Here is a 23,731-nt window from a genome sequence, read left to right as displayed (position 1 = left end):
ATGACGGTCTGGCCAAGCGGTTTGTCGACGTCGACCGTTCGGAACCATCGGCCCCAATGCGGCGGCTCGCTGTCGGCGCCTTCAAGGCCGCGGGTGACCGGATGTTTCTTTCCTTCTTCCGAGAGGCGCGGATAGAAGGCTTTTTCGTTCATGAAGCCGGTCGGGCTTGCGGGCAGCACCGCTGACAAGGGCGTCGTGGCAATCGAATCGTCGCCGGCATGTTCGGGACCTGCGGCAATCAGCAGGGCGCCACCGTTTTCGACATATTGGGCGATGTTGTCATAGTAGAGGATCGGCAGAACGCCGCGATGCTGGTAGCGGTCGAAGATGATCAGGTCGAATTCCTTGATCTTATCGACGAACAACTCGCGGGTCGGGAAGGCGATCAGCGACAATTCGTTGATCGGCGTGCCGTCCTGCTTTTCCGGCGGCCGCAGAATGGTGAAATGCACCAGATCGACGGCGGCATCGGATTTGAGCAGATTGCGCCAGGCCCGTTCACCGGCATGCGGTTCACCCGACACCAGAAGCACGCGCAGGTTTTCGCGGATACCGTCGATGACGTGGACGGCCCTGTTGTTGGCCTCCGTCACTTCACCGGCGACAGGCGCCACGGCGAATTCGAGAATATTGTTGCCGCCGCGCGGCACAGTGAAGGCGAAGGGCACGTCGGTTCCGGGCTCTGCCATTTCTATGGCGATCTGGTTGCCGTTCAGGCTGACGGTGACTTCTGCCGTGCCACCGGGCGCCTTGCCATCATCGGCGATGCGGAACGTTACCTTCTGTTCTTCGCCGACAATGCCGAAGCGTGGACCACTGACGATCTCGACACGGCGGTCGAATTCATCCGGCTTGCCGGTGATCAGGCCGTGGATCGGGGCGTCGAAGCCGAGCGGCTGGTTGATATCGGGAACATCGTGGATCTGGCCATCGGTAATGAAGATCGCGCCACCGACGCGGGCGGGCGGCACATCTGCGAGCGCCGTCTGCAGGGCGGTAAAGAGTTTGGTCGATGGCGTTTCGGTATTTTCGTCATCGGCGGCCTCGACGATACGGGCCTCGATCTGCGGGAATTTGGCCAGCCGCTGTTTCAGCGTCGCCAAAGCTTCGTCGGTCATGGCACGCCGGCCTGCATTGTCCTGGCTCTGGCTGCGGTCGACGACAACGCCGACGATGGTGGAAAGCGGTTCGCGTTCCTCCTGAAAGAACACCGGATTGGCGACAGCAAGGCACAGGGCTGCGAGCGCCGCCGTCCGGAAGGCCGCACCCCGCACGCCGCGCCAGAAACCGAGCGCCGACAGCAGGATTGCAATAAGCGCAAGCACGGCGATGAAAGGCCATGGCAATAGCGGCTGGAAGTCGAGTGTCATGGGTTTGCCCTCACTGGCCAAGCCGTTCGAGCAAAGCAGGGATATGCACCTGATCGGCCTTGTAGTTCCCGGTCAGCATATACATCATGATGTTGACCCCGGAGCGGAAGGCAAGCTCACGCTGCTGCTCGTCCGGCGGCACGGTCGGCAAAAGCGGCATGCCGTTGGTATCGATCGCCCAGGCGCCGGCAAAATCATTGCCGGTGATCATGATCGGCGATACGCCGTCACCCGAACGCGCCGGTCTGCCGGTCGGCTGCGAGCCATTGTCCGGCTGCGCCTCGATCCACAACGGGCTGCCATTGTAGCGGCCGGGAAAGTTCGAGAGCAGATAGAAGGACTTGGTCAGCACGTTGTCAGTCGGCACCGGCTCCAGCGGCGGAATATCAAGGTCGGCAAGGATGGCCTGCAGCCGTTCGGAATTCGGGCTGCTGCCGGAACCGGATGACAGCGAGGAAAACTGGTCGCGGGTGTCGAACAGCACGGTGCCGCCCGAACGCATGTAGGCATCGATCCGGCTGATCGCCGCCGGGCTCGGCATCGGCGCATTGGCCGATATCGGCCAGTAGATCAGCGAGTAGAATGCCAGTTCGTCCGAAGCGATGTCGAGACCGATCGGCGGGCCGGGTTCGAGTGTCGTGCGGTAGGTGAGGAAGTCGGTGAGGCCCGCGAGACCGCGTTCGGACATACGGTCGACATCGGTTTCGCCGGTGATGACATAGGCCAGATGGGTCTTGTCCAATTGCCGCAGGATGATGTCATCGCCCGGCTTGCTGTCGTCAGCCAGGGATTGGCCGGGCATGGCGACCAGTGCGCCTGCCGCGATTGCCAGCACGATCGCGACTGCCGCCGGCATTCTTAGCCGGGCAAAGGCACCGCCCATGAACAGGACGACTGCGGAATCGATCAGCAACAGGATCAGTGCTGTGGCAAACAGCCATGGCTTCAGCGACCATGCCTCGGCGCCGATCAGGGGCTCCGCTGTGTACGGAATGGACAGACCGCTGGCGTCGATCGGCTTCAACTCTGTATCGCGGGGCAAGAGGTTCAGTGCGGTAAATCCTTCTTCCGAACCATAGAGACCAGGCGGATGTTCGGCGCTGGAGACCGAGGTGGTCCCAGTGGCAATTTCCAGCGGCCGCGCCTTGCCGGTCTCGCTGATCAGGACGCCATCGGCATTCAAGAGGCGGTACGGCGCCAGTGTCTGGCCCTTTGCCGTCCCTTCGCTCGCCACGCCGCCGCTGCGCGACAATTGCACGCTCCGGCGCAGCATCTCGACGAAATCACCCGAAATTGGCAGGTTCGACCATGTTGCTTCGGCGCTGACATGGAACAGGATGATGCGGCCGGCCCCTTGTGTCTTCGTCGTCACCAGTGGCGTGCCATCGGCAAGGCTTGCCCAGGTACGCGATGAAAGATCGGCAGTCGGTTCGGCCAGCACCTGACGCTTGACGAGAATGCCCTGCGGTTTCGGCATGCCGGCAAAGGGGCTGAGCGCTGGATAGTCGGCCAGCGGCTGTGGTTCCGACCAGGAGAGGGCGCCGCCGAGCGCCCGTTCGCCCTGCCGCAGCGTTACCGGCACCAGCGGATCGTCGGCCGGGGCTGCGGCCAGACGCGGGCCAGCAAAGCGCACCAGAGTTCCGCCGTTTTCGATCCACTTGGTGATTGGCGCATAGGTTTCTTCCGGCAGGCGGCCGATATCGGCCATGATCAGCATTGACGGCTTCTGGGTCAGCAGCTCTGGGATCGAGACTGCGAGGTCGGCTTCGGTCGGCTGGATCAGGTCCGCATAGGGGGCGAGCGCCCGGTTGATATAGTAGAGCGGCGATAGCAGCGGCTGCGACTGATCGCGAGCTTCGCCGCTCAGCAGCGCCACCCGACGACGGCGAAAGCCGTCATCGAGCAGGAAGGTGCCGCCCGCTGTTGCTGCGCCATCAATGGCGACGCGGGCAAAATCGTTGCGCAGTTCGAACGGGGCGGCGAGCGTACCCTTGGCGAGGCCTTCACCGGCGGCAAACGCCACCGAGCCGTTGGCGATCGCCCGGCCGCGCGTGTCGTAGGCCGTAACCGGTAGCGTCCGTGCAGAGGTGGTATCGAGGCGGGTGGCGCTGACTACCATCGATTCGGCATCATTGGCGGAATTGCTGATCGCCACGGCCTGATCCTTGCCGCCTTCGATCAGCCGGAAATTTTCAGGCGAAAGTGCTGCAAGCTCGGCCATGATCTTGCCATCAGCAACCTCGATGCCATCCGACAGGAAAGCCAGTGTACCGGGGGGCGTGCCATTCAGCGCGGTCTTCAGCGCTTTGACGGCTGCATCCCGATCCGGGCGCAACGGTTGCGGTGCTGCGGCAGCCAGGCGGTTGCGCGCACCCACGGCCGATCCGGGCACCGGATTGTGATCTTGATCGGCAGTAAAGACGACGGAAACCGGCAGGTTCTTTTCCTCGGCATCACCGATCAGGGCATCGGCCGTTTCGACGCGGCGCTGCCAGTCGGTCGATGTTGCCCAGCTGTTGTCGATCACCAGCGCCAGCGGGCCGTTGCCGGCCAGGGTGTTGGAGCGCGGATTGAACACCGGATCGGCGATGGCGAAGATGATGGCGGCGGCCATCAGCATGCGCAGCAGCGTCAGCCACCACGGGCTTTTCGATGGCGTTTCCTCGCGTTTCAGGACGCTGGCGAGAATGCGCAGCGGCGGAAACACCTCGGTGACGGGTTTCGGCGGCGTCATGCGCAAAAGCCACCAGATTGCCGGCAGGGCAACCAGGGCGGCGAGCATCAGCGGATTGGCGAAGATGAACGGCAGGAAGCTCACAGCTGGCCTCCATGGGTGGCGCGCCCGGGCATGCCGGAGAGATACATGTGCACGGCGACCAGCGCTTCGGATGCGAGATGATCGGTGCGGTGCGGCGTAAACGTCCACCCGAGATGGCGCAGGTTCTCGCCAAGACTGTCGCGCCGGGCAATATAGGCGCGGCGATAGTCGTCGCGGACGATTTCGGCGCGGCCGGCGGTCAGCTTCTCGCCGGTTTCCGGATCTGTGAATTCGGTGCGTCCGGCATAGGGAAAGCTTTCTTCGGCCGGATCGGCAATCTCGATGACATGGCCGCGCAGGCCGCGCCCGGCCAGCGGCCCGAGCTGTGCCATGATCGTATCGGCCGGATCAAGGAAGTCGCCGACCAAGACCAGGTCGCTGGCTCCACGGATCATCGCCGTCTGCGGCAGGCCGCCCGAAAGCGGCGTGTGCATCAGCGCCGTTGCCAGCCGTTCGGCGGCGTTGCGCGCTGAAACAGGTTCCATGACGCCGGGGCAGCCAATGCGTTCGCCGGAACGGGCCAGAATTTCGGCCAAAGCCAGCATCAGCACCAGCGCCCGGCTTTCCTTGGAGACCGAGCCGAATTTCGATTTGTACATCATTGACGGCGACAGGTCGGCCCAGAGCCAGATGGTGTGGGCTGCTTCCCATTCGCGGTCGCGCACATAGGTATGATCGTCGCGGGCAGAGCGGCGCCAGTCGATGCGCGACAGGCTTTCGCCGTCGCTATAGGGCCGGAACTGCCAGAAGTTTTCGCCGATGCCGCGCTTGCGGCGGCCATGCCAGCCGGAAATCACCGTATTGGCGATGCGCTTAGCCTCGACCATGCAGTCCGGGATCAGCCGGGCACGGCTCTGCGCACGGGACAGGACGTCTCCGGACGGCGTCGGCTCGACGATTTGGCCTATGGAAGCCATTCATTATCCCTTGGCTTGCTTGACCAGGCCGGTAATCACGTCACGCACCGACATGCCTTCAGCCCGGGCTGCGAATGTCAGCGCCATGCGGTGCTGCAGCACCGGTTCAGCCAATGCCATGATGTCATCGATGGATGGTGCGAGCCTGCCGTCATAGAGGGCACGGGCACGGGCGCACAGCATCAGCGACTGGCCGGCGCGCGGACCGGGCCCCCAGGCGACGTTCTTGTCGGTGGCAGCATTGCCGTTGCCGGGGCGGGCCGAGCGAACCAGGGACAGGATGGCATCAACGACTTTCTCGCTGACCGGCATCTGGCGGATCAGGTGCTGGATAGCCCGGAGTTGCGCGGCATCAATGACGTCGCGCGCCTCGGATTCATGCGTGCCGGTGGTTTCGAGCAGGATCTGCCGTTCGGCAGCCAATTCCGGATAGCCGACATCGACCTGCATCAGGAAGCGGTCGAGCTGGGCTTCAGGCAGGGGATAGGTGCCTTCCTGCTCCAGCGGGTTCTGCGTGGCGAGCACATGGAACGGCTGCGGCAGGTCGTTGCGCTGGCCTGCAACGGTGACGTGATATTCCTGCATGGCCTGCAGCAGCGCAGACTGGGTGCGCGGGCTGGCGCGGTTGATTTCGTCGGCCATCAGAAGCTGGGTGAAGATCGGGCCGGGCACGAAGCGGAACGACCGGCGGCCGTTTTCATCCTGGTCCATCACTTCGGACCCGAGAATATCGGACGGCATCAGATCGGGGGTGAACTGGATGCGGCTGGAATTGAGACCAAGCACGGTGCCGAGCGTCGTAACCAGCTTGGTCTTGGCAAGGCCGGGAACGCCGACGAGCAGCGCATGGCCGCCGGAAAGCACCGCCAGCAGCGTCTGCTCGACGACGCTTTCCTGGCCGAAGATCACCTTGCCGACTTCCTTGCGGATCAAGGCGATTTCGCCCAGCGCCTTTTCGGCGGCGGCGATGATCGCCTTGTCGTCGACCGCGCCGTCTGTCGTTTTCATCACACCCATTGTCTGTCTCCAGTGGCCGGCAACGGTGCCGAATCGCGAAAAGCGCGCTTTTCGTCTCTGTTTTTCAATCTATGCTCCGCCCGGTGGCTGACAAGACGGGGGCAACGCACTATCTCGTGAGCCAGTGCTCGATAAAAAGCAAGAATAGGGCCAAACGGGACGGAACGATGGCGGATGCGGAAATACATGGAACGGGCGATGCGGCAGGACTTGCGGCGCTGATCACCCGCGCGGCCGGGCAGACGAATGGGCAGACCAAAGGCTTGCCCCCCGTCGAGCGCTGGAATCCGCCGTTTTGCGGCGATATCGACATGGAAATCCGTGCCGACGGAACCTGGTTCTACATGGGTACGCCGATCGGCCGGCAGCCTCTGGTCCGATTGTTTTCTACGGTTTTGCGCAAGGACGAGGACGGCAACACCTATCTCGTAACTCCTGTGGAAAAACTGGGCATCCGCATCGTCGATGCGCCTTTTGTTGCCGTCGAGATGAGTGTGACCGAACGCGACGGAGCACCCGTCCTGACCTTCCGTACCAATGTCGGCGACGTCGTCCAGGCCGGCCCGGATCATGCGCTTCGTTTCGTCGTGCATGGCGAGAACCGCGAACTGAAACCCTATCTGCATGTACGCGGCCGGCTGGAAGCGTTGGTCTCACGCGCCGTGATGTATGATCTGGTGGCGCTCGGTGAGACGATCGAGATCGACGGCACCGGGATGTTTGCCGTCCGCTCCGGTGGCGTAACCTTTGCGATCATGCCCACCCAAGAACTCGAAGCGCTGTCGGCATGACGGGTGTACTGTTTTCAGCCGACGATTTTCGCCGCCGTGCGCTCCAGCAATCCGGCAGTCCAGCCGAGGAAGCGTGGCGCGACCATGGCGACTTTCTGCTCAATCCGGACACTGTCCCTTATCTCGAAACCCTGAAGCTGAGGGATGCCGCCGTTCTCGTGCCTGTCATCGATGATGGCGACGAGGCGCGGGTTATTTTTACCCGGCGCACGGCGACGCTGCGCAAGCATTCCGGCCAGGTGTCCTTTCCAGGCGGCGCCATTGATCCTCAAGATGATACACCGGAGCGTGCGGCTCTGCGTGAAACCGAGGAAGAAATCGGCCTCGACCGCCGCTTCGTCGAGACGGTCGGACGGTTGCCCTATTACATGGCGATGTCCGGCTTTCGCATTACCCCCATTCTGGCTGTGGTCCAGCCCGGTTACGATCTCATCCCCAATCCTGCGGAGGTCGCTGCCGTCTTCGACGTGCCGCTCTCCTTCCTGATGAACCCTGATAATCACGGCCGCGGCCAGGCGACCTGGAAAGGTGCCGAGCGGCATTTTTACAGCATGCCCTATGGCGAGCAGCATATCTGGGGCATTACTGCGGGCATTGTCCGCATGTTGTATGAAAGGCTTTACGCATGACCTCCGTTGCCGCCGAGGCCTGGTTTTCGGTTCCCGCGCTGACACGCGTGTTTGATCTCTTGAACGCCGATGGCGGCGAGGTCCGGGTCGTCGGTGGTGCCGTGCGCAACAGCCTGATGGGACTTGCGGTCGCCGATATCGACATGGCGACGACGCTTTTGCCGGAAGAGGTGGTTGCGCGTGCCAAGTTGGGGGGTATCAAGGCGGTGCCGACCGGCATCGAACACGGCACGGTGACGCTGGTCATCGACGGAAAACCCTACGAAATCACCACCTTGCGTCGCGATGTGGAGACGGACGGCCGCCATGCCCAGGTCGCATTCGGCACGGATTGGACGGTGGATGCCGAGCGGCGTGACCTGACGATCAACGCGCTCTATGCCAATGCCAGGGGCGAGGTAATCGATCTCGTCGGCGGTCTCGCCGATATCGAGACGCGGACGATCCGTTTCATCGGCAATGCCAGCGAGCGAGTGGCAGAAGATTATCTGCGGGTGCTGCGTTTCTTCCGTTTCTTCGCTCACTATGGTTCCGGCCGCCCGGATGCGGATGGGCTTCGCGCCTGTGCTCAGGCGCGCTCGAAACTATCGGCATTGTCGGCCGAGCGGGTCTGGTCGGAACTGAAGAAACTGCTTTCGGCACGCGATCCGGGCCGGGCTCTGCTGTGGATGCGGACATCGGGGGTGCTTACGGAAATCCTGCCGGAAAGCGAAAAATGGGGCATTGATGCGATACCGGGACTGATTGCAGCCGAACGGACTTTTGGCTGGTTGCCCGATCCTTTGCTCAGGCTGGCATCAATCGTTCCGCCGGATGCGGAGCGACTGGATGCGATGGCCAAGCGGTTGCGGCTGTCGAAGGCGGAGGCTGCCTATTTTATCGCCTGGACCAATGCACCGCGCCTGCCTGCCGAGATTGCCGATACTGCATTCGACCGGTTGCTTTACCGGAACGGAGAAAAGGGGTTGGCGACAGTGCTGCGGCTTTCGCTCGCCTCGTCGCGTCAAAAATCCGAAAACGACCCGGCGCAGTTACCCGAGACGGCACGTCTGCAGCGGCTGCTGACGCGAGCGGAAAAATGGCAGAAACCGGTATTTCCGCTGAGTGGTGCCGATGTTCTGGCAACCGGCATTCCCGCCGGGCCGCGTGTGGGGCAAATTCTGGGGCAGCTTGAAGACAAATGGGTGGATGGCAATTTCAATGCCGACCGGGCAACGCTGGTTGCCCGGCTTCAGTCGATGGTCTGAAAAGGCTCAGGCCACCTTCGCCTCCTCGACGATACGCGCCTTGATGTTGTCGACCATGTTTTCGCGAATCAGCGTTTCTCCATGCGCCGAGCGCATATGCTCCACGGCACGGCGCACGACTTCGGCGTCGCCGTCGGCGTGAGTGTGCCAATCGCAGCCGGGCACGAGGGTCCCGCATTCAAACAATCGCATGATGCTCCTCCTTGCGTTTGTGTCACGCCTGGCCTGCATTTCGGCCAAGCGGAACGGTGCGACTATAACCGAAAACGCGCGAGGATAGTTCCGCCGATTGCTCGCTCGCGTTCACGATATTGACCGGACGCCGTTGAAGATCGCCCGTTTTCTGAACGCGACATGGCCTTGATGCTTCCTTTTCAGGGTCACATTGTCGCCCGATCCATCCTCAACCCTTGGGGCAGGGGTTCGCCCCTTTCGGAAAAGACGGTGAAAATCGTCTTGAGACTGACTTAAGGAAGGACACGCATATGACCATTCGCCACATGCCCGTTGCAGCCCTGACCGCTGCCGCTCTCAGCCTGATCGTCATCAACTCGCCCGCCTTTGCCCAGGGCGCTACTGAGCCACAGGCAACACAGCCGATGCAGCAAGGCACGGCACCCGCCGCCATCAGCGACCAGAAGATCGAAGCCTTTGCCGTCGCCTATCTGCAAGTCGACAAGGTGCGCCAGGACTATGCCGCCAAGATCGGCGCCGAAAAGGACGCGACCAATAAGCAGAAGCTTCAGAACGAAGCCAACAAGCAGATGATCAATGCGGTTGAAAAATCACCCGGCATGTCGCTTGACGAATACAAGACGATCATAACCGCTGCGCAGACCAATCCGGATGTCGCCAAGAAGGTGCAGGAAAAGCTCAAGACGAGCGATACCGCCCAATAGGTTGGGATTGCGGAGCAGGGCAGTTTCCGTCCTGCTCCCAACCAACTACCGTCAGAAAGCACTATAGAAAACCTGGGCTTTGATGCTATGCCTTCGTCTCCCTGAGACCTCCGCAAAGGCATGCCCACCATCATGAGCTCTTCTCTTCAGCAGGAACTGATCGCTTCCATCCGCAACATCGCGGATTATCCGAAGCCTGGCATCATGTTCCGCGATATTACCACGCTGCTCGGCAATCCGCGCGCCTTTCGCAGCGCGATCGATGCGTTGATCCAGCCCTTTGCCGGTACCAAGATCGACAAGGTTGCAGGCGTCGAAGCGCGGGGTTTCATCATGGGCGGCGCCATGGCGCACCAGATGTCGGCCGGTTTCGTTCCGATCCGCAAGAAGGGCAAGCTGCCACACGATATCGTCCGTATTGCCTACAGCCTCGAATACGGCGTCGACGAGATGGAAATGCACCGCGACGCCATCAAGCCGGGCGAAAAGGTCGTTCTGGTCGATGATCTGATCGCCACGGGCGGCACTGCCGAAGGCGCGACCAAGCTTTTGCAGCAGATGGGTGCCGATATAGTCGCCGCCTGTTTCATCATCGACCTGCCGGAACTCGGCGGCCGCAAGAAGCTCGAAGCCCTCGGTGTCGAGGTTCGCACGCTGATCGAATTCGACGGCCACTGATACACCAGGAAAACACACATGGTTTCGATACGCGATGCGCTCAGCTCCGCCGCTGACGAGGGAATCATCACTGCAGCACAGGCGGAAAAGCTGGTGCCATATCTTCTCGCTGCAACGCCGGATGCGGGCGACGAAAAGCGTGCGGCCCCCAGCCAGGTCCTGCTCGCCGACGCGCTCGAGGCCGAAGAAAGCGAACAGCCGCGCTTCGTTCGCGGTTTTCACGATATCCTGATCACCATCGGCGTCATCGTGGCGCTGGTCGGGCTCTGGGGTATCGGCAGCCTCTTCGCGGTCTTCCCAGCGATCGTCATTCTCTCGGAGATCCTTATCCGCCGCCAGCGTCTGGCGCTTCCGGCTGTTGCGTTGACGGTGGCTCTGGCCCATTGGACCGGCGTGTTTGCCATGCTGGTTGTCGGATGGGTGCCAGAATTCTACGATAACCTCATGATTGGGCTCGTCGCTCTTCCTATATGCGCTACGGTACTTGCAGCCTTTTACTGGCGCTATCGTGTACCGTTGGCACTCGCTGCAACTCTTGTCTCCCTCGTGCTGCTAGCAGTAGACATTGTCCTTCTCCTCATGACCAAGGCGACCGGCTCTTTCTACATCTTCATTGAATATCCCGGGCTTTCAGCGTGCGTATTCCTGATCGGTGCGCTCGGCCTATTCACGGCCGCCATGTCCTACGATATCGCCGATCCAACCCGCAAAAGCCGTCAATCCGATGTGGCGTTCTGGCTGCATCTGGCAGCGGCTCCGGCACTGCTTTACGCCATGCTGTCGTTCATCTTCCTGCGCAACGTGACAGGAGAATGGTGGGGAGATGCCACGTCGCCGAGTGATGCCGCTGCGGTTCTGGCGATTGTCGTGCTGTTCATGATGATCGGCCTGATCATCGACCGGCGCGCATTCGTCACCTCCGGGCTGCTGTCGCTTGGTCTGGCGATCTGGACGATCCTTCAGCGCGGCGGCGTCGATTTCAGCGATTATTTTTCCGTCACCGTCCTGGCGGTCGGCATCGTCGTTCTGATGATCGGCATTTTCTGGCAGGTGCTGCGGCGGGCAATCGTCTCGGTGCTACCCGCCACCATCACGTCACGCCTGCATCCGGTCTACCGGGCGAAGGGCTGACGACGGGGTTCCTCAAGGGAACTCGATGACCTTGCTTTCGAACCGGATGACCGGCTGGCCATCCTGGTTCTCGCCCTCGCACAGGATGGTGTTGATCCGCCATCCCGGCCGCGATTCCAGGTCCTTTGCCGCGACGAACGTGACCGAGTAGGTGATTGTGTCTCCGGCAAAGACCGGCCGCAGCCAGCGCATGTCGCGAAAACCGGGCGAGGGGCCAAGCTTTGGCGCAACGATGCCCTCGGCCGCCAACCGTTTCATTTCGGCCATCCAGTAGGGCACGAAACATTTCATCCAGCCGGCGCAGGTGTGCCAGCCCGAGGCGCAGAGCCCGCTGAACAGCGACTGTTTCGCCAGTTCCGCATCGAGGTGAAACGGCTGCGGATCGAATTTTTCGGCGAAATGGATGATGTCCTCAGCAGAGAAGGTCACCGTGCCGATGGTTTCCCGTGTGCCCTCGGGATGAAGGTCCGACAGCTTCATGGCTTTTCTCCTGCCGCCAGTTCTTCTATCGACCGGCAGCGGATCATGTTGGCATAATCGCAGATCGCTACGGTCTCGCCGCGCTGGTTGATGACGACGGCGCGCAGCCGGACGATGCCGATCTCGGGCCGGGAACGCGAGACCCGCGCATCGACGACGGCACAGCTGCCCGACAGCGTATCGCCGGCAAGCACCGCCTTTTTCCACTCCATGCTGTCGACGCCGGGAGAGCCTTCCGACGCCGTCTCGCGGATATAGCTGTCGCAGAGCATGCGCATCATCATCGCGCTGGTATGCCAGCCCGAAGCCGCAAGTCCGCCCAGGATGCTGGCCTTGCCACCGTCTTCCGACAGGTGCATCGGCTGCGGATCGAATTCAGACGCAAAGGCGATGACATCCTCGGCCTTGACCTCGATCGGCTTGAAATCGAACCGTTTTCCGGCCGGGAAATCTTCAAAGTGAAGCATGGTCAAATGTCCTCCAACACGCACGTTCTAGCATTCGTGTGTGCTCTGGGAAATGAAAACGGGAATGTGATGGCGTAAGGGTCAAGGCTGGAAAGGCAGGTCCTGACCGTTGATCTTCACCTTCTTGTTCTCGTCGACAACGATGTTCCACATCTCACGGCCATCGGGCGCCTTCTTGGAAAAGCCCTTGACCATCAACAGCATGAAGGCCGCCTGGCCGAACTCCGGCACGGTTGCAGCATTCTGCTGCAGGTAGGAGACCGTCTTGTCGAAATCCTTGGCGTAGAGGGTGATGTCGGTGTCCTGACGGCCCTGCTGCTCGGGATAGACGGTGGTCGTACCCGACAGGCTGAAATCGTAAACGGCGGAGCGGGCCGAAACTTCGTCATACTTGATCGTCATGGCGCCGCCGGGCAGGAAGATCCGGCCGGCCTCTGCCGATTGTTCGTCGGTCAGCGGCTTGTCGGCGTCGAAATTGGCGCGGTCGACGAGATAGGTGATGCCGCTGGCCAGATTGAGATTTTCCAGCGAAATGCGGGTGGTCACGGTTTCAGGAAGCGCCGAGAGGAAGGCATCCGGTACCAGGCCGGGCGGCAGCGACGGCTTGTCGATGGTGATGCCGAAGCCGACTTTCGCATTGTCCTTCAGGCCGTTGGTGTCGATGGTGTAGCGCAGGGTTTCCGCACCATAGGTGCCGGTCGGGGTGCCAACCTTGAGATTGGCGACCTCGATCGATTCCAAAAGGTTGTCAAACATCGGCAGATTGGCGCGCACCAGCGCCTTGAGGCGGACCTGCTCGGTCGCCAGCAGCTTTTCCTTCTTCACATTCTCAAGGACGAAGGAAACCAAATCCTGCAGCGGGCGATAGGCAAGCCCGTTGAACGCCACGTCCGCCGTGACGCTGCCGGCTGAGACATCCACCTTCATTTTGGCGGGGTCGATGATCGTCTCAGTAAAACCGTTCAGCGCCATGTTGGAGCGGATGTCGATGGTCTGCGGCGTCGCCCGCGTCGTGTTCATCGTCGATGTCATCGACCCGAACCGTGCCTCGAGCGATTGCTGCGGCGATGTCGTCGTCATGAAAATGCCGTCGGCCGACATGTCGGCGGATTTGAAATAGAGCAGATCAGGATCGACAATGCCTTCGGCCCGCATTGCGTCGATCTTGTAGGTGAAATCGGTCTTTTCGGTTCCGGCGGTGAACTGTCCCTTCACATCGAGATCAGCGGCCTGGGAAAAGTGCCAGAGCCCGTCTTCCATCGGCCGGATCAGCGAGAGCAGCGGCTTCAAACCCGAAATGCTGAAGGTCTTTGGATCAACATCCTTGAGAAGCACGGTCGGATCGAAGGTCAGCTCGTAATCGGCGGTGCCCGGGCGGACCTTGATCAGGCCGGACTTCGCCAGCGTTTCCGGCAGATAGGCGGTGAATTTCTGCTCAAGTTCCTGCGCGCCCTGATGGCTGATATCTGCGGCCTGCACCGACTGGGTGACGAGGGCGGTGGAAAGCAGAAGGGCAGGAATCAGGCGCATGAAAAACTCCTCGAGTGATTGCGAGGCAAACATAGAGCCGAACGCCGGAAGGGCAAGCGTCAATGGCCGGAGCAAATCGCCACAGACGGCAACGCCGCTCGCTGGCGTTAACGAACGGCGTTGTGATGTCTGGAAGTGTCATTCGCACGTGCAGCCGTTTGGCTGGCTTGCCGCTTCGTTTAGGTGTTGAAGCGGAAGTGGATCACGTCGCCGTCCTGGACGACATATTCCTTGCCTTCGTCGCGGGCCTTGCCGGCTTCCTTGGCACCGCTTTCGCCGCCGAAGGCGATGTAGTCTTCATAGGCGATGGTGAAGGCGCGGATGAAGCCGCGTTCGAAATCGGTGTGGATAACGCCGGCTGCAGCCGGTGCCTTGGTGCCGCGCGGAATGGTCCAGGCGCGCGTTTCCTTGGGACCGACGGTGAAATAGGTGATCAGGTCGAGCAGCTTGTAGCCGGCACGGATCAGCTGGTCGAGGCCGGCCTCATGCAGGCCGAGCGCTTCGAGGAATTCCTTGGCTTCCTCTTCCGGCAGCTGCGCAACTTCGGATTCGATCGCAGCCGAGATCACAACGGTTTCGGCACCCTGCGCCTTGGCCATTTCTTCAACGGCCTTGGTGTGGGCATTGCCGGATACGGCATCGGCTTCGGCGACGTTGCAGACGTAGAGAACCGGATGGGCGGTCAAAAGGTTGAGGCTCTGCAGCACCAGCTTTTCTTCCGCATCCAGCGTCGGCAAAAGTGTGCGCGCAGGCTTGCCGTCCTGAAGCAGCTTCAAGGCAGCGTCCATGACAGGCAGCAGGGTGACCGATTCCTTGTCCTTTGCGGCGGCGCGCTTGCGCGTCTGCTCGGTGCGGCGCTCCAGGCTATCCAGATCGGCGAGCATCAGCTCGGTCTCGATCGTCTCGGCATCGCCGACCGGATTGATGCGGCCTTCGACATGGGTGATGTCGTCGTCTTCGAAGCAGCGCAGCACATGCACCGTCGCATCGACTTCGCGGATATTGGCGAGAAACTTGTTGCCGAGGCCTTCACCCTTCGACGCGCCACGCACGAGGCCGGCGATATCAACGAAGGAGATACGGGTCGGGATCAGTTCCTTGGACTTGGCGATATCGGCCAGCTTGCGCATGCGCGGGTCCGGCACGGCCACTTCGCCGGTGTTCGGCTCGATGGTGCAGAACGGATAGTTCGCGGCCTGCGCTTGCGCCGTCTTGGTCAGCGCGTTGAAGAGAGTGGACTTGCCGACATTCGGCAGTCCGACGATACCGCATTTGAAACCCATGGTCTTGAAACCTGTCCGATCGAATTCTGTTGCTGTGCCTTTTGCGGAAACTTGGGCCGAGGTCAAGCCTCAGACCGATTTTGCAGGCTTTATAGGCCAGATGGCGTCCGGGCGCATCTTGTTTGAAGCCCGTTTGCGATGCACAATAGCGGTTTCCACCACTCCCTGTGATCAAAGGGCGGATTTCCGATGGCGGACAACGACACCAGTCTCAAACCGAAAACAGTGACCAAGCCGAAGCTGGAAAGGCCGAAGCTCTACAAGGTCATTCTGGTCAATGACGACTACACCCCGCGCGAATTCGTCATCATGGTGCTGAAGGCGGTGTTCCACATGAGCGAGGAGACCGGCTACCGGATGATGCTGACTGCGCACAAGATGGGCGTCTGCGTCATCGTCGTCTGCGCCAGGGATATTGCCGAGAGCAAGGCCAAGGAAGCCACCGATCTCGGCAAGGAAGCGGGCTTTCCGCTGATGTTCACCACGGAGCCGGAGGAATAGGCCGCTAACCTGCTCAGCCTCAAATTCCGGCTGGGCGCCTGATCTGGAAGCCGGTCTTGTTCTGCGTGAACCCGCATCCCTCATAGAATTTCAGTGTCGATTGTTCCTTGGAACCGGTCAGCAGCATGACCTTGTAGCAGCCACTGCTCCAAGCGCGTTCGAATGCGTTTGCGATCAAGGCTCTGGCATGGCCGCGTTTGCGGTGCTCAGCGTTGGTGACGACATTTTCGATCAACGCATAGGGCGCGCCACTACGGGTGAGGTTCGGGATCACCACCAGCGTTACCGACGAGGTCAGGCTCTCTCCCGAGAGACCAATCAGGACCGTCATGCCGGGCCGTCCAGTGATCTCGGCGAAGCGTTCGGTCGCGATATCCGGCGCGATCTCCGGATCGTCCGCGTTGAGGTGGCGGTAGAGCGCAAGCAGTGCCGGAAGGTCGCCTTGTGCTGCCGGCCGGATGCGGAAATCGTCAGCCTGCACGGCTATTCGTCCTTGTTGCCGAACAACTTCTTCAGCATGTCGGCCATTGGTCCTGTGGTTGGCAGGATTTTTGGCTGGGCGCCGTTGCGGGCCTGGCGGATATGCGATTTTCCAGCTGGTTTGGCGGGGGCGGCTTCCGGCTCCGGCTTGCCGCCGGTGGCAAGCGTCAGCTTGTTGAGAAATTGCGAATCATCTGATTTGACCAGCATCCCGGCATTGTCGGCGAGCGCGTCCAGGAGCGGTTCCAGCCAGACCTTGTCGGATTTTGCAAAATCGCCAAGCACGTGGTTGTTCACCCTCTCCTTGGAGCCCGGATGGCCGATGCCAAGGCGCAGGCGACGGTATTCCCGGCCGCAATGGGCGTCGAGCGACTTGATGCCGTTATGGCCGCCATTGCCACCGCCGGTCTTGATCCGCGCCTTGCCCTCGATCAGATCGAGTTCGTCGTAGATTGCCAGAATGTCCTTCGGTTCCAGCTTGTAAAAGCGCATGGCGTCGCCGACCGCTTCACCCGACAGGTTCATGAACGTTTGCGGCTTCATCAGGAGCACACGTTCGCCGCCGATCTCGCCTTCCGAAATCAGTGCCTTGAACTTCTTCGACCAGGGCGAGAAGCTGTGGCGCCGCTGGATCGCGTCGACAGCCATGAAACCAATATTGTGGCGGTTGCCGGCATATTCAGAGCCGGGATTACCAAGACCTGCGAAAATCTGCATGGATATATCTCTAACAGTCGGACAGAGCTGTCTTGCACCGCGTTGGGGCGTGGATGTCAACCGTTTGCGGCGTGTAGCGTCTAATTTCCGTTTTGGACTATTGTTTGCCGGTGCTCTTGGGCCTTCCGGATGGCGTAAGGCCCCTGTTGGCATGCCTTATCGGTTGGCGCGTATTCCGTATTTGGCGAAGATACGGTCCTGCGTGCCGTCGGCGATGAGCTTTTCGAGTTGCGCCTGCATCTTTTCCACCATGGCATCCGGCAGGCTGAGGTTGCAAGCGAAACCATAGAGCTTGCCCTCCAGGGTCAGGGCGGGTTCAATCGCCGTGCCCTGATCGCGCATTGCTTCGAACGTCTTTTCGGAGGTCACCATCAAGTCGATGCGCCCGCTGAGCAGCTTCTTCAGCGTGGTTTCCATGTCGGCTGCAAGATCGATCTTCGGAAAAGCATGGTTCTGGAGATAGGTGCCGGAAAAATCTCCACGCTGCGTGCCTACCGTGAAGCGTTTGGCTTCCTCGATATTGGCAGGATTAACGCCCGAGCGAATCTTGCGCACCATGACCATGCGATCGATGAGCAGCGGCTCAACCCATTTGAAGCGCTTGTCGCGCTCGTCGTCATGCCCTGTGGTGAAGACGCAGGTCCAGGGCTGATTTTCGGCACGTGACAGGGCCCGTGCCCATGGAAGGATTTCAAGGGAGTAGGGGGTATCGAGGGCCTTCATCATCAGTTCTGCCTGCTCGACGGCAGCGCCGCTGATGACGCCATCCCTGCTGAAATTGTAGGGCGGATATTCCTCCGTCAGCAATTTCAGCGTTTCGGCATTCGCCGTGCCCGATACAGCCGTGCTTGATAGAAGGAGGGCGAGTGCGAACGCGATCTGTCTCATACCCGTTCCTCCATCGTCGTGGTTTTCATCATGCGAGACTGGTGGCCTTCGCTTCCGATTCCATTTCCAGCATCAGCAGCATGTTTTCGATCGGCATCGGCCGGCTGAAGAGATAACCCTGGCCATAGTCGAGGCCCAGCTTACGCAACAGTTCCCACTGTTCCTTGGTCTCGATGCCTTCGGCAACGACGGTACAGCCCATCTGGTGCGAAATCGTCCGGATACCCTTGATCAGCATGCGGCTCTTTCGGCGGACGTCGGCAGTGCCCGTTGTCAGAGAGCGTGTAAAGGACTGGTCGACCTTGACGATATCGACCGGGAACCGGTTGAGGTAGCTGAGCGAAGAATAACCGGTACCGAAATCGTCGAGCGCGATGCGGCAGCCGAATTCGCTGAGCTGCTTCAAGACGGCATGGATGTTGGGATTGTCGGCCATCAGCACCGCTTCAGTGATCTCGATGACGATGCGGGCTGGTGAGATATGGTGCTTGAGCAACAGTGCCGCGAGCTTATGCGGTAGTGTCTCCTCGAACTGGAGCGGCGAGAAGTTGACTGCGAGATAGGTGGTCTCTGTCCCTTCCAGCTGCGTCAGGCGGGCGAGGTGGCTGATCGCCTTTTCCAGTACCCGCTCGCCGATGCGGGCGATTGTACCGGTTTCCTCGGCGATGCCGATAATCTTGGCGGGCGGCAGGATGCCCTTTTCCGGATGGTTCAGGCGCATCAGCGCCTCGAACCCGGCAATGCGGCCGTCGCTGAGGCTGACGATCGGTTGCAGATAGGCTTCGAACCAGTCTTCCTTCAGGCCGGCTTCGATGTTCTGTTCCATCTCGTGGCGTTCGCGGGCGGTGTCGAGCATGCTGGTATCGAAGAGCAGCATGCCGTTCTTGCCGTCGCGCTTGCGCGCATACATCGCCATGTCGGATTTGAGCAGTAGCTCCGCCGCGTTTGCCGCGTGGTCGGGATAAAGCGCGATGCCGACGCTGGCGCTGACCGAAAGTTCCGCGCCTTCGACGAGGATCGGCTGGCGCAGGCTGGCGCAGATGCGGTCGCCGATTTCGCTTGCCAACGCCTCGACATCCTCGGCGCTGACCAGAATGGCGAATTCGTCGCCGCCAAGCCGCGACATTGTATCGCCGGGGCGAAGGGTGGTGCGGACACGGGCAACCACCTGGCGCAATACTTCGTCGCCGGCAGCATGGCCGAAATTATCGTTGATCCATTTGAAACGGTCGAGGTCGATGAAGATGCAGGCGAGCTGCATCGTATTCTCGTCGGCTTGGCGGATGCCGTCGTCAAGGGCTGCTTCGAAACCCTGCCGGTTGAGAAGGCCTGTCAGGTGGTCGGTGATCGCCTGCGCATGGTTGCGGCTTTCGGCCTGTTTCAGTTCCGTGACGTCGGTCATGACCGACAGGGAGAGACCGCCACGCTCGCCGCTGGCCGCACTTTTCATCTCAAGGATGAGAACGGTCATCGTTTCGCCGTTCGCTTTGATGAACGGCACAGTGACTTCGCAGATATTGGCATGGGATGTGTTGCCGTTGCGGCGGCGGGCCCGGTAGGTTTCGTGCCAGTGTTCGTCGACGAAATCGGTAAACACACGCCCGATGACATCGCTGCGGGCATAGCCGGTGGCTGTCAGCCAGTAGTCGCTGACGGCGGTGAGACAGTTCGCCGGGTCGAGCGAAAACAGCATGGAGGGGGTGAGATTGTAGATGTCGGTGGCGCGGCTATGGGCGAGCTTCAGCTCGGTTTCCTCACGCTCCAGCTTGCTCTGCATCTCGTTGAAATTATGCGCCAGGGTTCCCATCTCGTCGTCCGATGTCCAGTCGACATGATGGCGCGAACCGAGCCGCCTTGTGGCTTCAATGGCCGCTGTCAACCGCATCAGCGGCCGGATCACGGTCAACCGGTTGCCGAGAATGGCCGCTGCAAAAACAATGCCGACGGCGACGATCAGGATGAAGAATATGCTCAGCTCATCCTTGCTGAAGCGTGACAGAAGGCCGGGGGTAGAGACCCATATCTCCAGTGTGCCGACAGACTTTTGGCCGTCCTTCGAATTATAAAGAATTTCCCTGGTGAGGACCTTGTGCGGCAGGCTTGCATCCACCGGGCGGGTGGGAAGACTGACGGAGATCGATTGGGAACTGTCCTTGACCTGCACCGACATGATCGCCGCATCGCCGATCAGCGATTTTGCAATCTGCTCGACGCCATCCGTGTCGAAATCCCAAAGCGGCTTGGCAAGCGCCTGAGCGCCGGCCTCCATGAGGACCTGCGTGTTCTGCAGGCTCTCACGCGCAACGCGCTCTGACGACAAGGTCAGAAACAACACGATCAGCGGGGCGATAAAGAGAAGCATCGCACCACAAACGATCGCAATAAAACGATTTTCAACAGAGTGCATCATTCGATGCCCCCGGTTGCGCCGCCAATTTCACGTCCCATTAGGATTCTCGTACACTGAAGCCGGATAAATCCCCCGGCGACAACACATCACGAAAGTCTTAAATGTTGCTGAAACCCTGCGACGAAAACTTAGGTTACGGTCTTGAGGAGCAGGCCGTGAGCCGTGCTGCGGACGGCAAAAAGCCCGCTTCACGGCTGTGAGGCGGGCTTTCAATCCAGGCCGTCAGGCCGGAATTTTATTCAGCAACTGCTTCTTCTTCCGTCGTGCCGCCAGCGGGCTGCGCGATGGTAGCAATGGTGAAGTCGCGGTCGGCGATAACCGGCGTCGCGTTCTTCGGCAGCTTGATGTTCGAGATGTGGATGCCGTCGCCGATCTTCAGGCCAGACAGGTCGGCCGTCAGGAATTCCGGAATGTCGTCGGCCGGAACAATCAGTTCGACTTCGTGACGAACGATGTTCAGAACGCCGCCGATCTTCAGGCCCGGGGACTTTTCTTCGTTGACGAAGTGAACCGGGATTTCCACGGTGACGACGCTGTCCTTCGAAACGCGAAGGAAATCGACGTGCAGGGTGAAGTCACGGACCGGATCCAGCTGGTAGTCCTTCGGCAGGACGCGGATCTTCTCGCCGCCAACGTCGATCGTGGCGATGGTGGTCATGAAACCACCGGCGTGAATCTTCTGGGTGACTTCCTTCGTGGAGAGGGCGATGGAAATCGGTGTCTGCTTGTCACCATAGATGACTGCAGGAATAAGACCGTTGCGGCGAAGTTCACGGGAGGACCCCTTACCAACCCGTTCGCGCGTTTCGGCCTTGAGCTCGTAGGATGCATGGCTCATGGTCGTACCTTTCTGGTGTGTTTTGGAGAGCTCATCCGCTTATCTATCAAGACTGGATGAACCGAGACGTTTGACCGTCTCATCCGCATTTGCCTCCAAGGGTGTCTGCGCGGACGCGCGTCCATAGCCGAGAAAGCCCGCAATTGCAAGTAAACGCAGGTTTTGCCGGGAAAAGTTCCGTTTTGCCGGAAAACCCGCTTGAAAGTGGCGCTGCAACCAGATTTGCACGTAGCGCGTGATATCTTTCAGGGCTTGATAACCGTCAATTCATGGAAAACCAGCCGCGTTAACCTCTCTTAGCTGTTGCATGGCAGATTGCGGTCACGTTCAAAACAGGTGTTTTATGATTAAGGTTCTCTCCTGCATCGCCACGGATCATCATTATGGTTTGCTGTCGCTTGCAACTCTTGTCTGCGTTCTCGGTTGCGTGTTGACCCTTCGGCTCTATGCCAGGGTCAGGCGTACGGTCGGTGTGCAGAAGCTGAACTGGCTGTTTCTGAGCGGAGCCATCGGTGGCTCGACGATCTGGACAACGCATTTCATTGCCATGCTGAGCTTCAGGCCCTCGCTGGCACATGCCTATGAGCCGATCCTCACCCTGGCGTCGCTGGGCGTGGCGATCGCTGTCACGACACTCGGCTTTTACGTTACCGCCATGCGCAAGACCGGCCCGGCTATCGAGCTCGGCGGCGCGATCGTCGGCGCCGGCATCGCCATCATGCATTATATGGGCATGATGGCCTACCAGATTGCCGGCCGCGTCGAATGGGATTTCACCTATTATGCCGCTTCCATCATTCTGGGCGTTGGTTTCGGTGCTCTCGCCACCAGCCGGGTTGCGCGTCCGGTTACCCGTTTCTGCAAATACGGCGGCGTCATCGCGCTGATCCTCGCAATCGTCAGCATGCACTTCACCGGCATGGCGGCGATCACCATCATTCCCGATCCGATGATCCAGCCGTCGGCAGCGCTCATCCCGGACAATCTGCTGATTATCATGGTTTTGGCGATGATGTGCCTGATGCTGGGCCTCGGTGCCTCGACCTATATTATCGACCTGCACTCAAGCCATCTGGCTGCCGAGCGCTTCCGGCACTTGTCGCTGCACGATCCGCTGACGGCATTGCCGAACCGGGTTGCCTTCGGCGAACATCTCGAAGACATCATCCGGCGCCAGAAGGACGACACGGCGCGCGTCGCGGTGCTGTCCTTCGACCTCGACCGGTTCAAGGATGTCAACGACGTCCACGGTCATGCGGCCGGTGATGCGGTTTTGCGGACAATTTCCGAGCGGATGGCGTCGGTCTTGGGTGAGGGGGAATACGTCGCCCGCGTCGGCGGCGATGAGTTCGTTGCGCTGACCTCGAACTTCTTCATGAAAAGCGAGGCAAAGACCTTTGCAGCGCGACTGATCGCCGAAATCGGCAAACCGGTCGAATGGCAGGGCCAGACGCTGCTGGTCGGTAGCAGTGTCGGTATCTCGCTGTTTCCCGTCGATGCCCGCACGCCGGAAGAGCTTTTGGCGCAGGCGGATCTGGCCATGTACCGCGCCAAGGCGGCTGGCTCCAATTCAATCCGTGTCTATGAGCCTTCAATGGATGATGCCGCCCGCAGCCGCAGCGTCCTTGCCATGGATATGCGCCAGGGTATCGAGCGCAACGAGTTCGAACTCTATTATCAGTACCAGAACAACTCGCTGACCCGGGACGTCATCGGTTTTGAGGTTCTGTTGCGCTGGAAGCATCCGGTGCGCGGCATGGTGCCGCCAATGGAATTCATTCCGATTGCCGAGAAGAACGGCTTCATTCACGAACTCGGTGACTGGGTTTTGGTGACCGCCTGCCGTCAGGCTGCGTCCTGGGAGAACCCGATCAAGATCGCCGTCAATGTCGCCCCGGCCCAGCTGGCCGACACGAATTTCCCCAATCGCGTCAGCGAAATCCTGAAGGAGACCGGTCTCGATGCAGCCCGCCTCGAACTGGAAATCACCGAATCGGGCATCATCGCTGACCAGCAGCACGCGCTCCACATCATCCGCCAGTTGAAGCAGCTTGGCGTCAAGATCGCCATGGACGACTATGGAACCGGCTATTCATCGCTTTCCACGCTGCAGAATTTCCCGTTCGACAAGATCAAGATCGACCGCGCCTTCATCGATGGCGTCACCAGCAACCGGCAGTCAGCCGCGATCGTCCGCTCGACCATCATCCTCGCCCAGAGCCTTGATATTCCCGTGCTTGCCGAAGGGGTGGAGAACGAGGAGCATATGGACTTCCTGCGCAGTGAAGGCTGCCTGCAGGTCCAGGGATACCTGTTTGGAAAACCGATGCCGCTGAGTGAGATCGATCATGTGGTGAACAACACGCCGCTTTTGCTTCCGGCCCCTTCAGCGGCGCCGGAAACGGACGGGGACAACGCCGTCGCTGCATGATCCATCCGGTGCCCGCGCACCAAAATTGCACACTTGCGGGATAGGTATCCCGCAAGCCGGGGCAAAAGTGGCATAAATACACGTTATGGTGGTTCTGTTTTCGATTGAATGGTGCTGCGGCTGGTCGAGCGGCACCCCGCAAGAACCCATGTTCTGCGGGTGTTGCGCTCTTACGAAATATCCGATCGCCCGGAGTGTCTCGCCATAAC

22 protein-coding genes are annotated in these 23,731 nt (G+C 60.4%); 8 read left to right on the top strand and 14 right to left on the bottom strand.

Annotation, left to right across the window (positions count from 1 at the left end; genetic code table 11):
* The 4 genes from ACQY8Q_RS27275 to ACQY8Q_RS27260 form a co-directional block, all read right to left on the bottom strand.
* The coding region (locus ACQY8Q_RS27275) for a hypothetical protein (RefSeq protein WP_428429678.1) at positions 1-1,370 on the bottom strand (1,370 nt) is incomplete at its 3' end.
* A 10-nt stretch (positions 1,371-1,380) separates the two neighbouring features.
* Positions 1,381-4,152 carry a DUF4159 domain-containing protein gene (locus ACQY8Q_RS27270; RefSeq protein WP_428429892.1) on the bottom strand — a complete coding sequence of 924 codons (2,772 nt, stop codon included), beginning with the start codon at positions 4,150-4,152 and terminating at the stop codon, positions 1,381-1,383.
* A gap of 32 nt (positions 4,153-4,184) precedes the next feature.
* A complete protein-coding gene (locus tag ACQY8Q_RS27265) occupies positions 4,185-5,105 on the bottom strand; it encodes a DUF58 domain-containing protein (protein ID WP_428429677.1) in 921 nt (306 codons plus the stop codon).
* Positions 5,106-5,108: 3 nt separating this feature from the next.
* Positions 5,109-6,122, bottom strand: a complete 1,014-nt coding sequence (locus ACQY8Q_RS27260; protein ID WP_428429676.1) for an AAA family ATPase — start codon at positions 6,120-6,122, stop codon at positions 5,109-5,111.
* Positions 6,123-6,289: 167 nt separating this feature from the next.
* Between ACQY8Q_RS27260 and ACQY8Q_RS27255 the strand changes: the two genes are divergently transcribed.
* Genes ACQY8Q_RS27255 through ACQY8Q_RS27245 form a run of 3 tightly spaced genes read left to right on the top strand, consistent with a single transcriptional unit; the run spans position 6,290 to position 8,789 of the window.
* Positions 6,290-6,913: a DUF1285 domain-containing protein gene (locus tag ACQY8Q_RS27255; protein ID WP_428429675.1), complete on the top strand. Its 624-nt coding sequence runs from the start codon at positions 6,290-6,292 to the stop codon at positions 6,911-6,913.
* Positions 6,910-7,542 (top strand): CoA pyrophosphatase, encoded by a 633-nt coding sequence (locus ACQY8Q_RS27250; RefSeq protein WP_428429674.1) that lies wholly within the window; start codon positions 6,910-6,912, stop codon positions 7,540-7,542. The genes ACQY8Q_RS27255 and ACQY8Q_RS27250 overlap by 4 nt, the downstream gene beginning before the upstream one ends.
* A complete protein-coding gene (locus ACQY8Q_RS27245; protein WP_428429673.1) occupies positions 7,539-8,789 on the top strand; it encodes a CCA tRNA nucleotidyltransferase in 1,251 nt (416 codons plus the stop codon). Before ACQY8Q_RS27250 ends, ACQY8Q_RS27245 begins: the two co-directional genes overlap by 4 nt.
* A 6-nt stretch (positions 8,790-8,795) precedes the next feature.
* Here ACQY8Q_RS27245 and ACQY8Q_RS27240 read toward each other — a convergent pair whose 3' ends face one another.
* On the bottom strand, positions 8,796-8,981 hold the full coding sequence (locus ACQY8Q_RS27240) for a DUF1059 domain-containing protein (RefSeq protein WP_428429672.1): 186 nt from the start codon (positions 8,979-8,981) through the stop codon (positions 8,796-8,798).
* A 293-nt stretch (positions 8,982-9,274) separates the two neighbouring features.
* Between ACQY8Q_RS27240 and ACQY8Q_RS27235 the strand changes: the two genes are divergently transcribed.
* From ACQY8Q_RS27235 to ACQY8Q_RS27225, 3 genes are all read left to right on the top strand, one after another.
* Positions 9,275-9,688, top strand: coding sequence for a DUF4168 domain-containing protein (locus ACQY8Q_RS27235; RefSeq protein WP_428429671.1), 414 nt, complete (start codon positions 9,275-9,277; stop codon positions 9,686-9,688).
* Positions 9,689-9,820: 132 nt separating this feature from the next.
* The gene (locus ACQY8Q_RS27230) at positions 9,821-10,366 is read left to right on the top strand and encodes an adenine phosphoribosyltransferase (protein WP_060506056.1); all 546 of its coding nucleotides are present in this window, start codon (positions 9,821-9,823) and stop codon (positions 10,364-10,366) included.
* An 18-nt stretch (positions 10,367-10,384) separates the two neighbouring features.
* Positions 10,385-11,497 carry a hypothetical protein gene (locus tag ACQY8Q_RS27225; RefSeq protein WP_428429670.1) on the top strand — a complete coding sequence of 371 codons (1,113 nt, stop codon included), beginning with the start codon at positions 10,385-10,387 and terminating at the stop codon, positions 11,495-11,497.
* Between the two features lie 12 nt (positions 11,498-11,509).
* On the opposite strand, the gene ACQY8Q_RS27220 is transcribed toward ACQY8Q_RS27225, so the two are convergent.
* From ACQY8Q_RS27220 to ychF, 4 genes are all read right to left on the bottom strand, one after another.
* Positions 11,510-11,977, bottom strand: coding sequence for a MaoC family dehydratase (locus ACQY8Q_RS27220; protein WP_428429669.1), 468 nt, complete (start codon positions 11,975-11,977; stop codon positions 11,510-11,512).
* Positions 11,974-12,444 (bottom strand): MaoC family dehydratase, encoded by a 471-nt coding sequence (locus ACQY8Q_RS27215; protein WP_428429668.1) that lies wholly within the window; start codon positions 12,442-12,444, stop codon positions 11,974-11,976. The genes ACQY8Q_RS27220 and ACQY8Q_RS27215 overlap by 4 nt, the downstream gene beginning before the upstream one ends.
* Positions 12,445-12,525: 81 nt before the next feature.
* Positions 12,526-13,974, bottom strand: coding sequence for a hypothetical protein (locus tag ACQY8Q_RS27210; protein ID WP_428429667.1), 1,449 nt, complete (start codon positions 13,972-13,974; stop codon positions 12,526-12,528).
* A gap of 179 nt (positions 13,975-14,153) precedes the next feature.
* Positions 14,154-15,257, bottom strand: coding sequence for a redox-regulated ATPase YchF (gene ychF, locus ACQY8Q_RS27205; protein WP_428429666.1), 1,104 nt, complete (start codon positions 15,255-15,257; stop codon positions 14,154-14,156).
* Between the two features lie 189 nt (positions 15,258-15,446).
* Between ychF and clpS the strand changes: the two genes are divergently transcribed.
* Positions 15,447-15,758: an ATP-dependent Clp protease adapter ClpS gene (gene clpS, locus ACQY8Q_RS27200; RefSeq protein WP_428429665.1), complete on the top strand. Its 312-nt coding sequence runs from the start codon at positions 15,447-15,449 to the stop codon at positions 15,756-15,758.
* A 19-nt stretch (positions 15,759-15,777) separates the two neighbouring features.
* Here the strand turns inward: clpS and ACQY8Q_RS27195 are convergent, their stop codons facing one another.
* The 5 genes from ACQY8Q_RS27195 to ACQY8Q_RS27175 form a co-directional block, all read right to left on the bottom strand.
* Positions 15,778-16,239 (bottom strand): GNAT family N-acetyltransferase, encoded by a 462-nt coding sequence (locus ACQY8Q_RS27195; protein ID WP_428429663.1) that lies wholly within the window; start codon positions 16,237-16,239, stop codon positions 15,778-15,780.
* A 2-nt stretch (positions 16,240-16,241) separates the two neighbouring features.
* Positions 16,242-16,955, bottom strand: coding sequence for an aminoacyl-tRNA hydrolase (pth, locus tag ACQY8Q_RS27190; RefSeq protein ID WP_428429662.1), 714 nt, complete (start codon positions 16,953-16,955; stop codon positions 16,242-16,244).
* A 156-nt stretch (positions 16,956-17,111) separates the two neighbouring features.
* Positions 17,112-17,843 carry a substrate-binding periplasmic protein gene (locus ACQY8Q_RS27185; RefSeq protein ID WP_428429661.1) on the bottom strand — a complete coding sequence of 244 codons (732 nt, stop codon included), beginning with the start codon at positions 17,841-17,843 and terminating at the stop codon, positions 17,112-17,114.
* Between the two features lie 28 nt (positions 17,844-17,871).
* Entirely contained in the window at positions 17,872-20,253 is a 2,382-nt protein-coding gene (locus ACQY8Q_RS27180) for an EAL domain-containing protein (RefSeq protein ID WP_428429659.1), read from the bottom strand.
* Positions 20,254-20,488: 235 nt separating this feature from the next.
* A complete protein-coding gene (locus ACQY8Q_RS27175; RefSeq protein ID WP_428429658.1) occupies positions 20,489-21,091 on the bottom strand; it encodes a 50S ribosomal protein L25/general stress protein Ctc in 603 nt (200 codons plus the stop codon).
* A gap of 343 nt (positions 21,092-21,434) precedes the next feature.
* Between ACQY8Q_RS27175 and ACQY8Q_RS27170 the strand changes: the two genes are divergently transcribed.
* Positions 21,435-23,522: a putative bifunctional diguanylate cyclase/phosphodiesterase gene (locus ACQY8Q_RS27170; protein WP_428429657.1), complete on the top strand. Its 2,088-nt coding sequence runs from the start codon at positions 21,435-21,437 to the stop codon at positions 23,520-23,522.
* The last annotated feature ends 209 nt before the right edge of the window (positions 23,523-23,731 follow it).

Source organism: Pararhizobium sp., from assembly GCF_965279435.1.
Classification (GTDB): Bacteria; Pseudomonadota; Alphaproteobacteria; order Rhizobiales; family Rhizobiaceae; genus Pararhizobium.
This window is presented reverse-complemented; position numbering and strand designations above follow the sequence as displayed.

Coding starts and splice junctions, on each gene's coding strand:
- ACQY8Q_RS27270 (WP_428429892.1), bottom strand. CDS start 4,152: ATGCTCGCCGCCCTGGTTGCCCTGCCGGCAATCTGGTGGCTTTTGCGC.
- ACQY8Q_RS27265 (WP_428429677.1), bottom strand. CDS start 5,105: ATGGCTTCCATAGGCCAAATCGTCGAGCCGACGCCGTCCGGAGACGTC.
- ACQY8Q_RS27260 (WP_428429676.1), bottom strand. CDS start 6,122: ATGGGTGTGATGAAAACGACAGACGGCGCGGTCGACGACAAGGCGATC.
- ACQY8Q_RS27255 (WP_428429675.1), top strand. CDS start 6,290: ATGGCGGATGCGGAAATACATGGAACGGGCGATGCGGCAGGACTTGCG.
- ACQY8Q_RS27250 (WP_428429674.1), top strand. CDS start 6,910: ATGACGGGTGTACTGTTTTCAGCCGACGATTTTCGCCGCCGTGCGCTC.
- ACQY8Q_RS27245 (WP_428429673.1), top strand. CDS start 7,539: ATGACCTCCGTTGCCGCCGAGGCCTGGTTTTCGGTTCCCGCGCTGACA.
- ACQY8Q_RS27240 (WP_428429672.1), bottom strand. CDS start 8,981: ATGCGATTGTTTGAATGCGGGACCCTCGTGCCCGGCTGCGATTGGCAC.
- ACQY8Q_RS27235 (WP_428429671.1), top strand. CDS start 9,275: ATGACCATTCGCCACATGCCCGTTGCAGCCCTGACCGCTGCCGCTCTC.
- ACQY8Q_RS27230 (WP_060506056.1), top strand. CDS start 9,821: ATGAGCTCTTCTCTTCAGCAGGAACTGATCGCTTCCATCCGCAACATC.
- ACQY8Q_RS27225 (WP_428429670.1), top strand. CDS start 10,385: ATGGTTTCGATACGCGATGCGCTCAGCTCCGCCGCTGACGAGGGAATC.
- ACQY8Q_RS27220 (WP_428429669.1), bottom strand. CDS start 11,977: ATGAAGCTGTCGGACCTTCATCCCGAGGGCACACGGGAAACCATCGGC.
- ACQY8Q_RS27215 (WP_428429668.1), bottom strand. CDS start 12,444: ATGCTTCACTTTGAAGATTTCCCGGCCGGAAAACGGTTCGATTTCAAG.
- ACQY8Q_RS27210 (WP_428429667.1), bottom strand. CDS start 13,974: ATGCGCCTGATTCCTGCCCTTCTGCTTTCCACCGCCCTCGTCACCCAG.
- ychF (WP_428429666.1), bottom strand. CDS start 15,257: ATGGGTTTCAAATGCGGTATCGTCGGACTGCCGAATGTCGGCAAGTCC.
- clpS (WP_428429665.1), top strand. CDS start 15,447: ATGGCGGACAACGACACCAGTCTCAAACCGAAAACAGTGACCAAGCCG.
- pth (WP_428429662.1), bottom strand. CDS start 16,955: ATGCAGATTTTCGCAGGTCTTGGTAATCCCGGCTCTGAATATGCCGGC.
- ACQY8Q_RS27185 (WP_428429661.1), bottom strand. CDS start 17,843: ATGAGACAGATCGCGTTCGCACTCGCCCTCCTTCTATCAAGCACGGCT.
- ACQY8Q_RS27180 (WP_428429659.1), bottom strand. CDS start 20,253: ATGATGCACTCTGTTGAAAATCGTTTTATTGCGATCGTTTGTGGTGCG.
- ACQY8Q_RS27175 (WP_428429658.1), bottom strand. CDS start 21,091: ATGAGCCATGCATCCTACGAGCTCAAGGCCGAAACGCGCGAACGGGTT.
- ACQY8Q_RS27170 (WP_428429657.1), top strand. CDS start 21,435: ATGATTAAGGTTCTCTCCTGCATCGCCACGGATCATCATTATGGTTTG.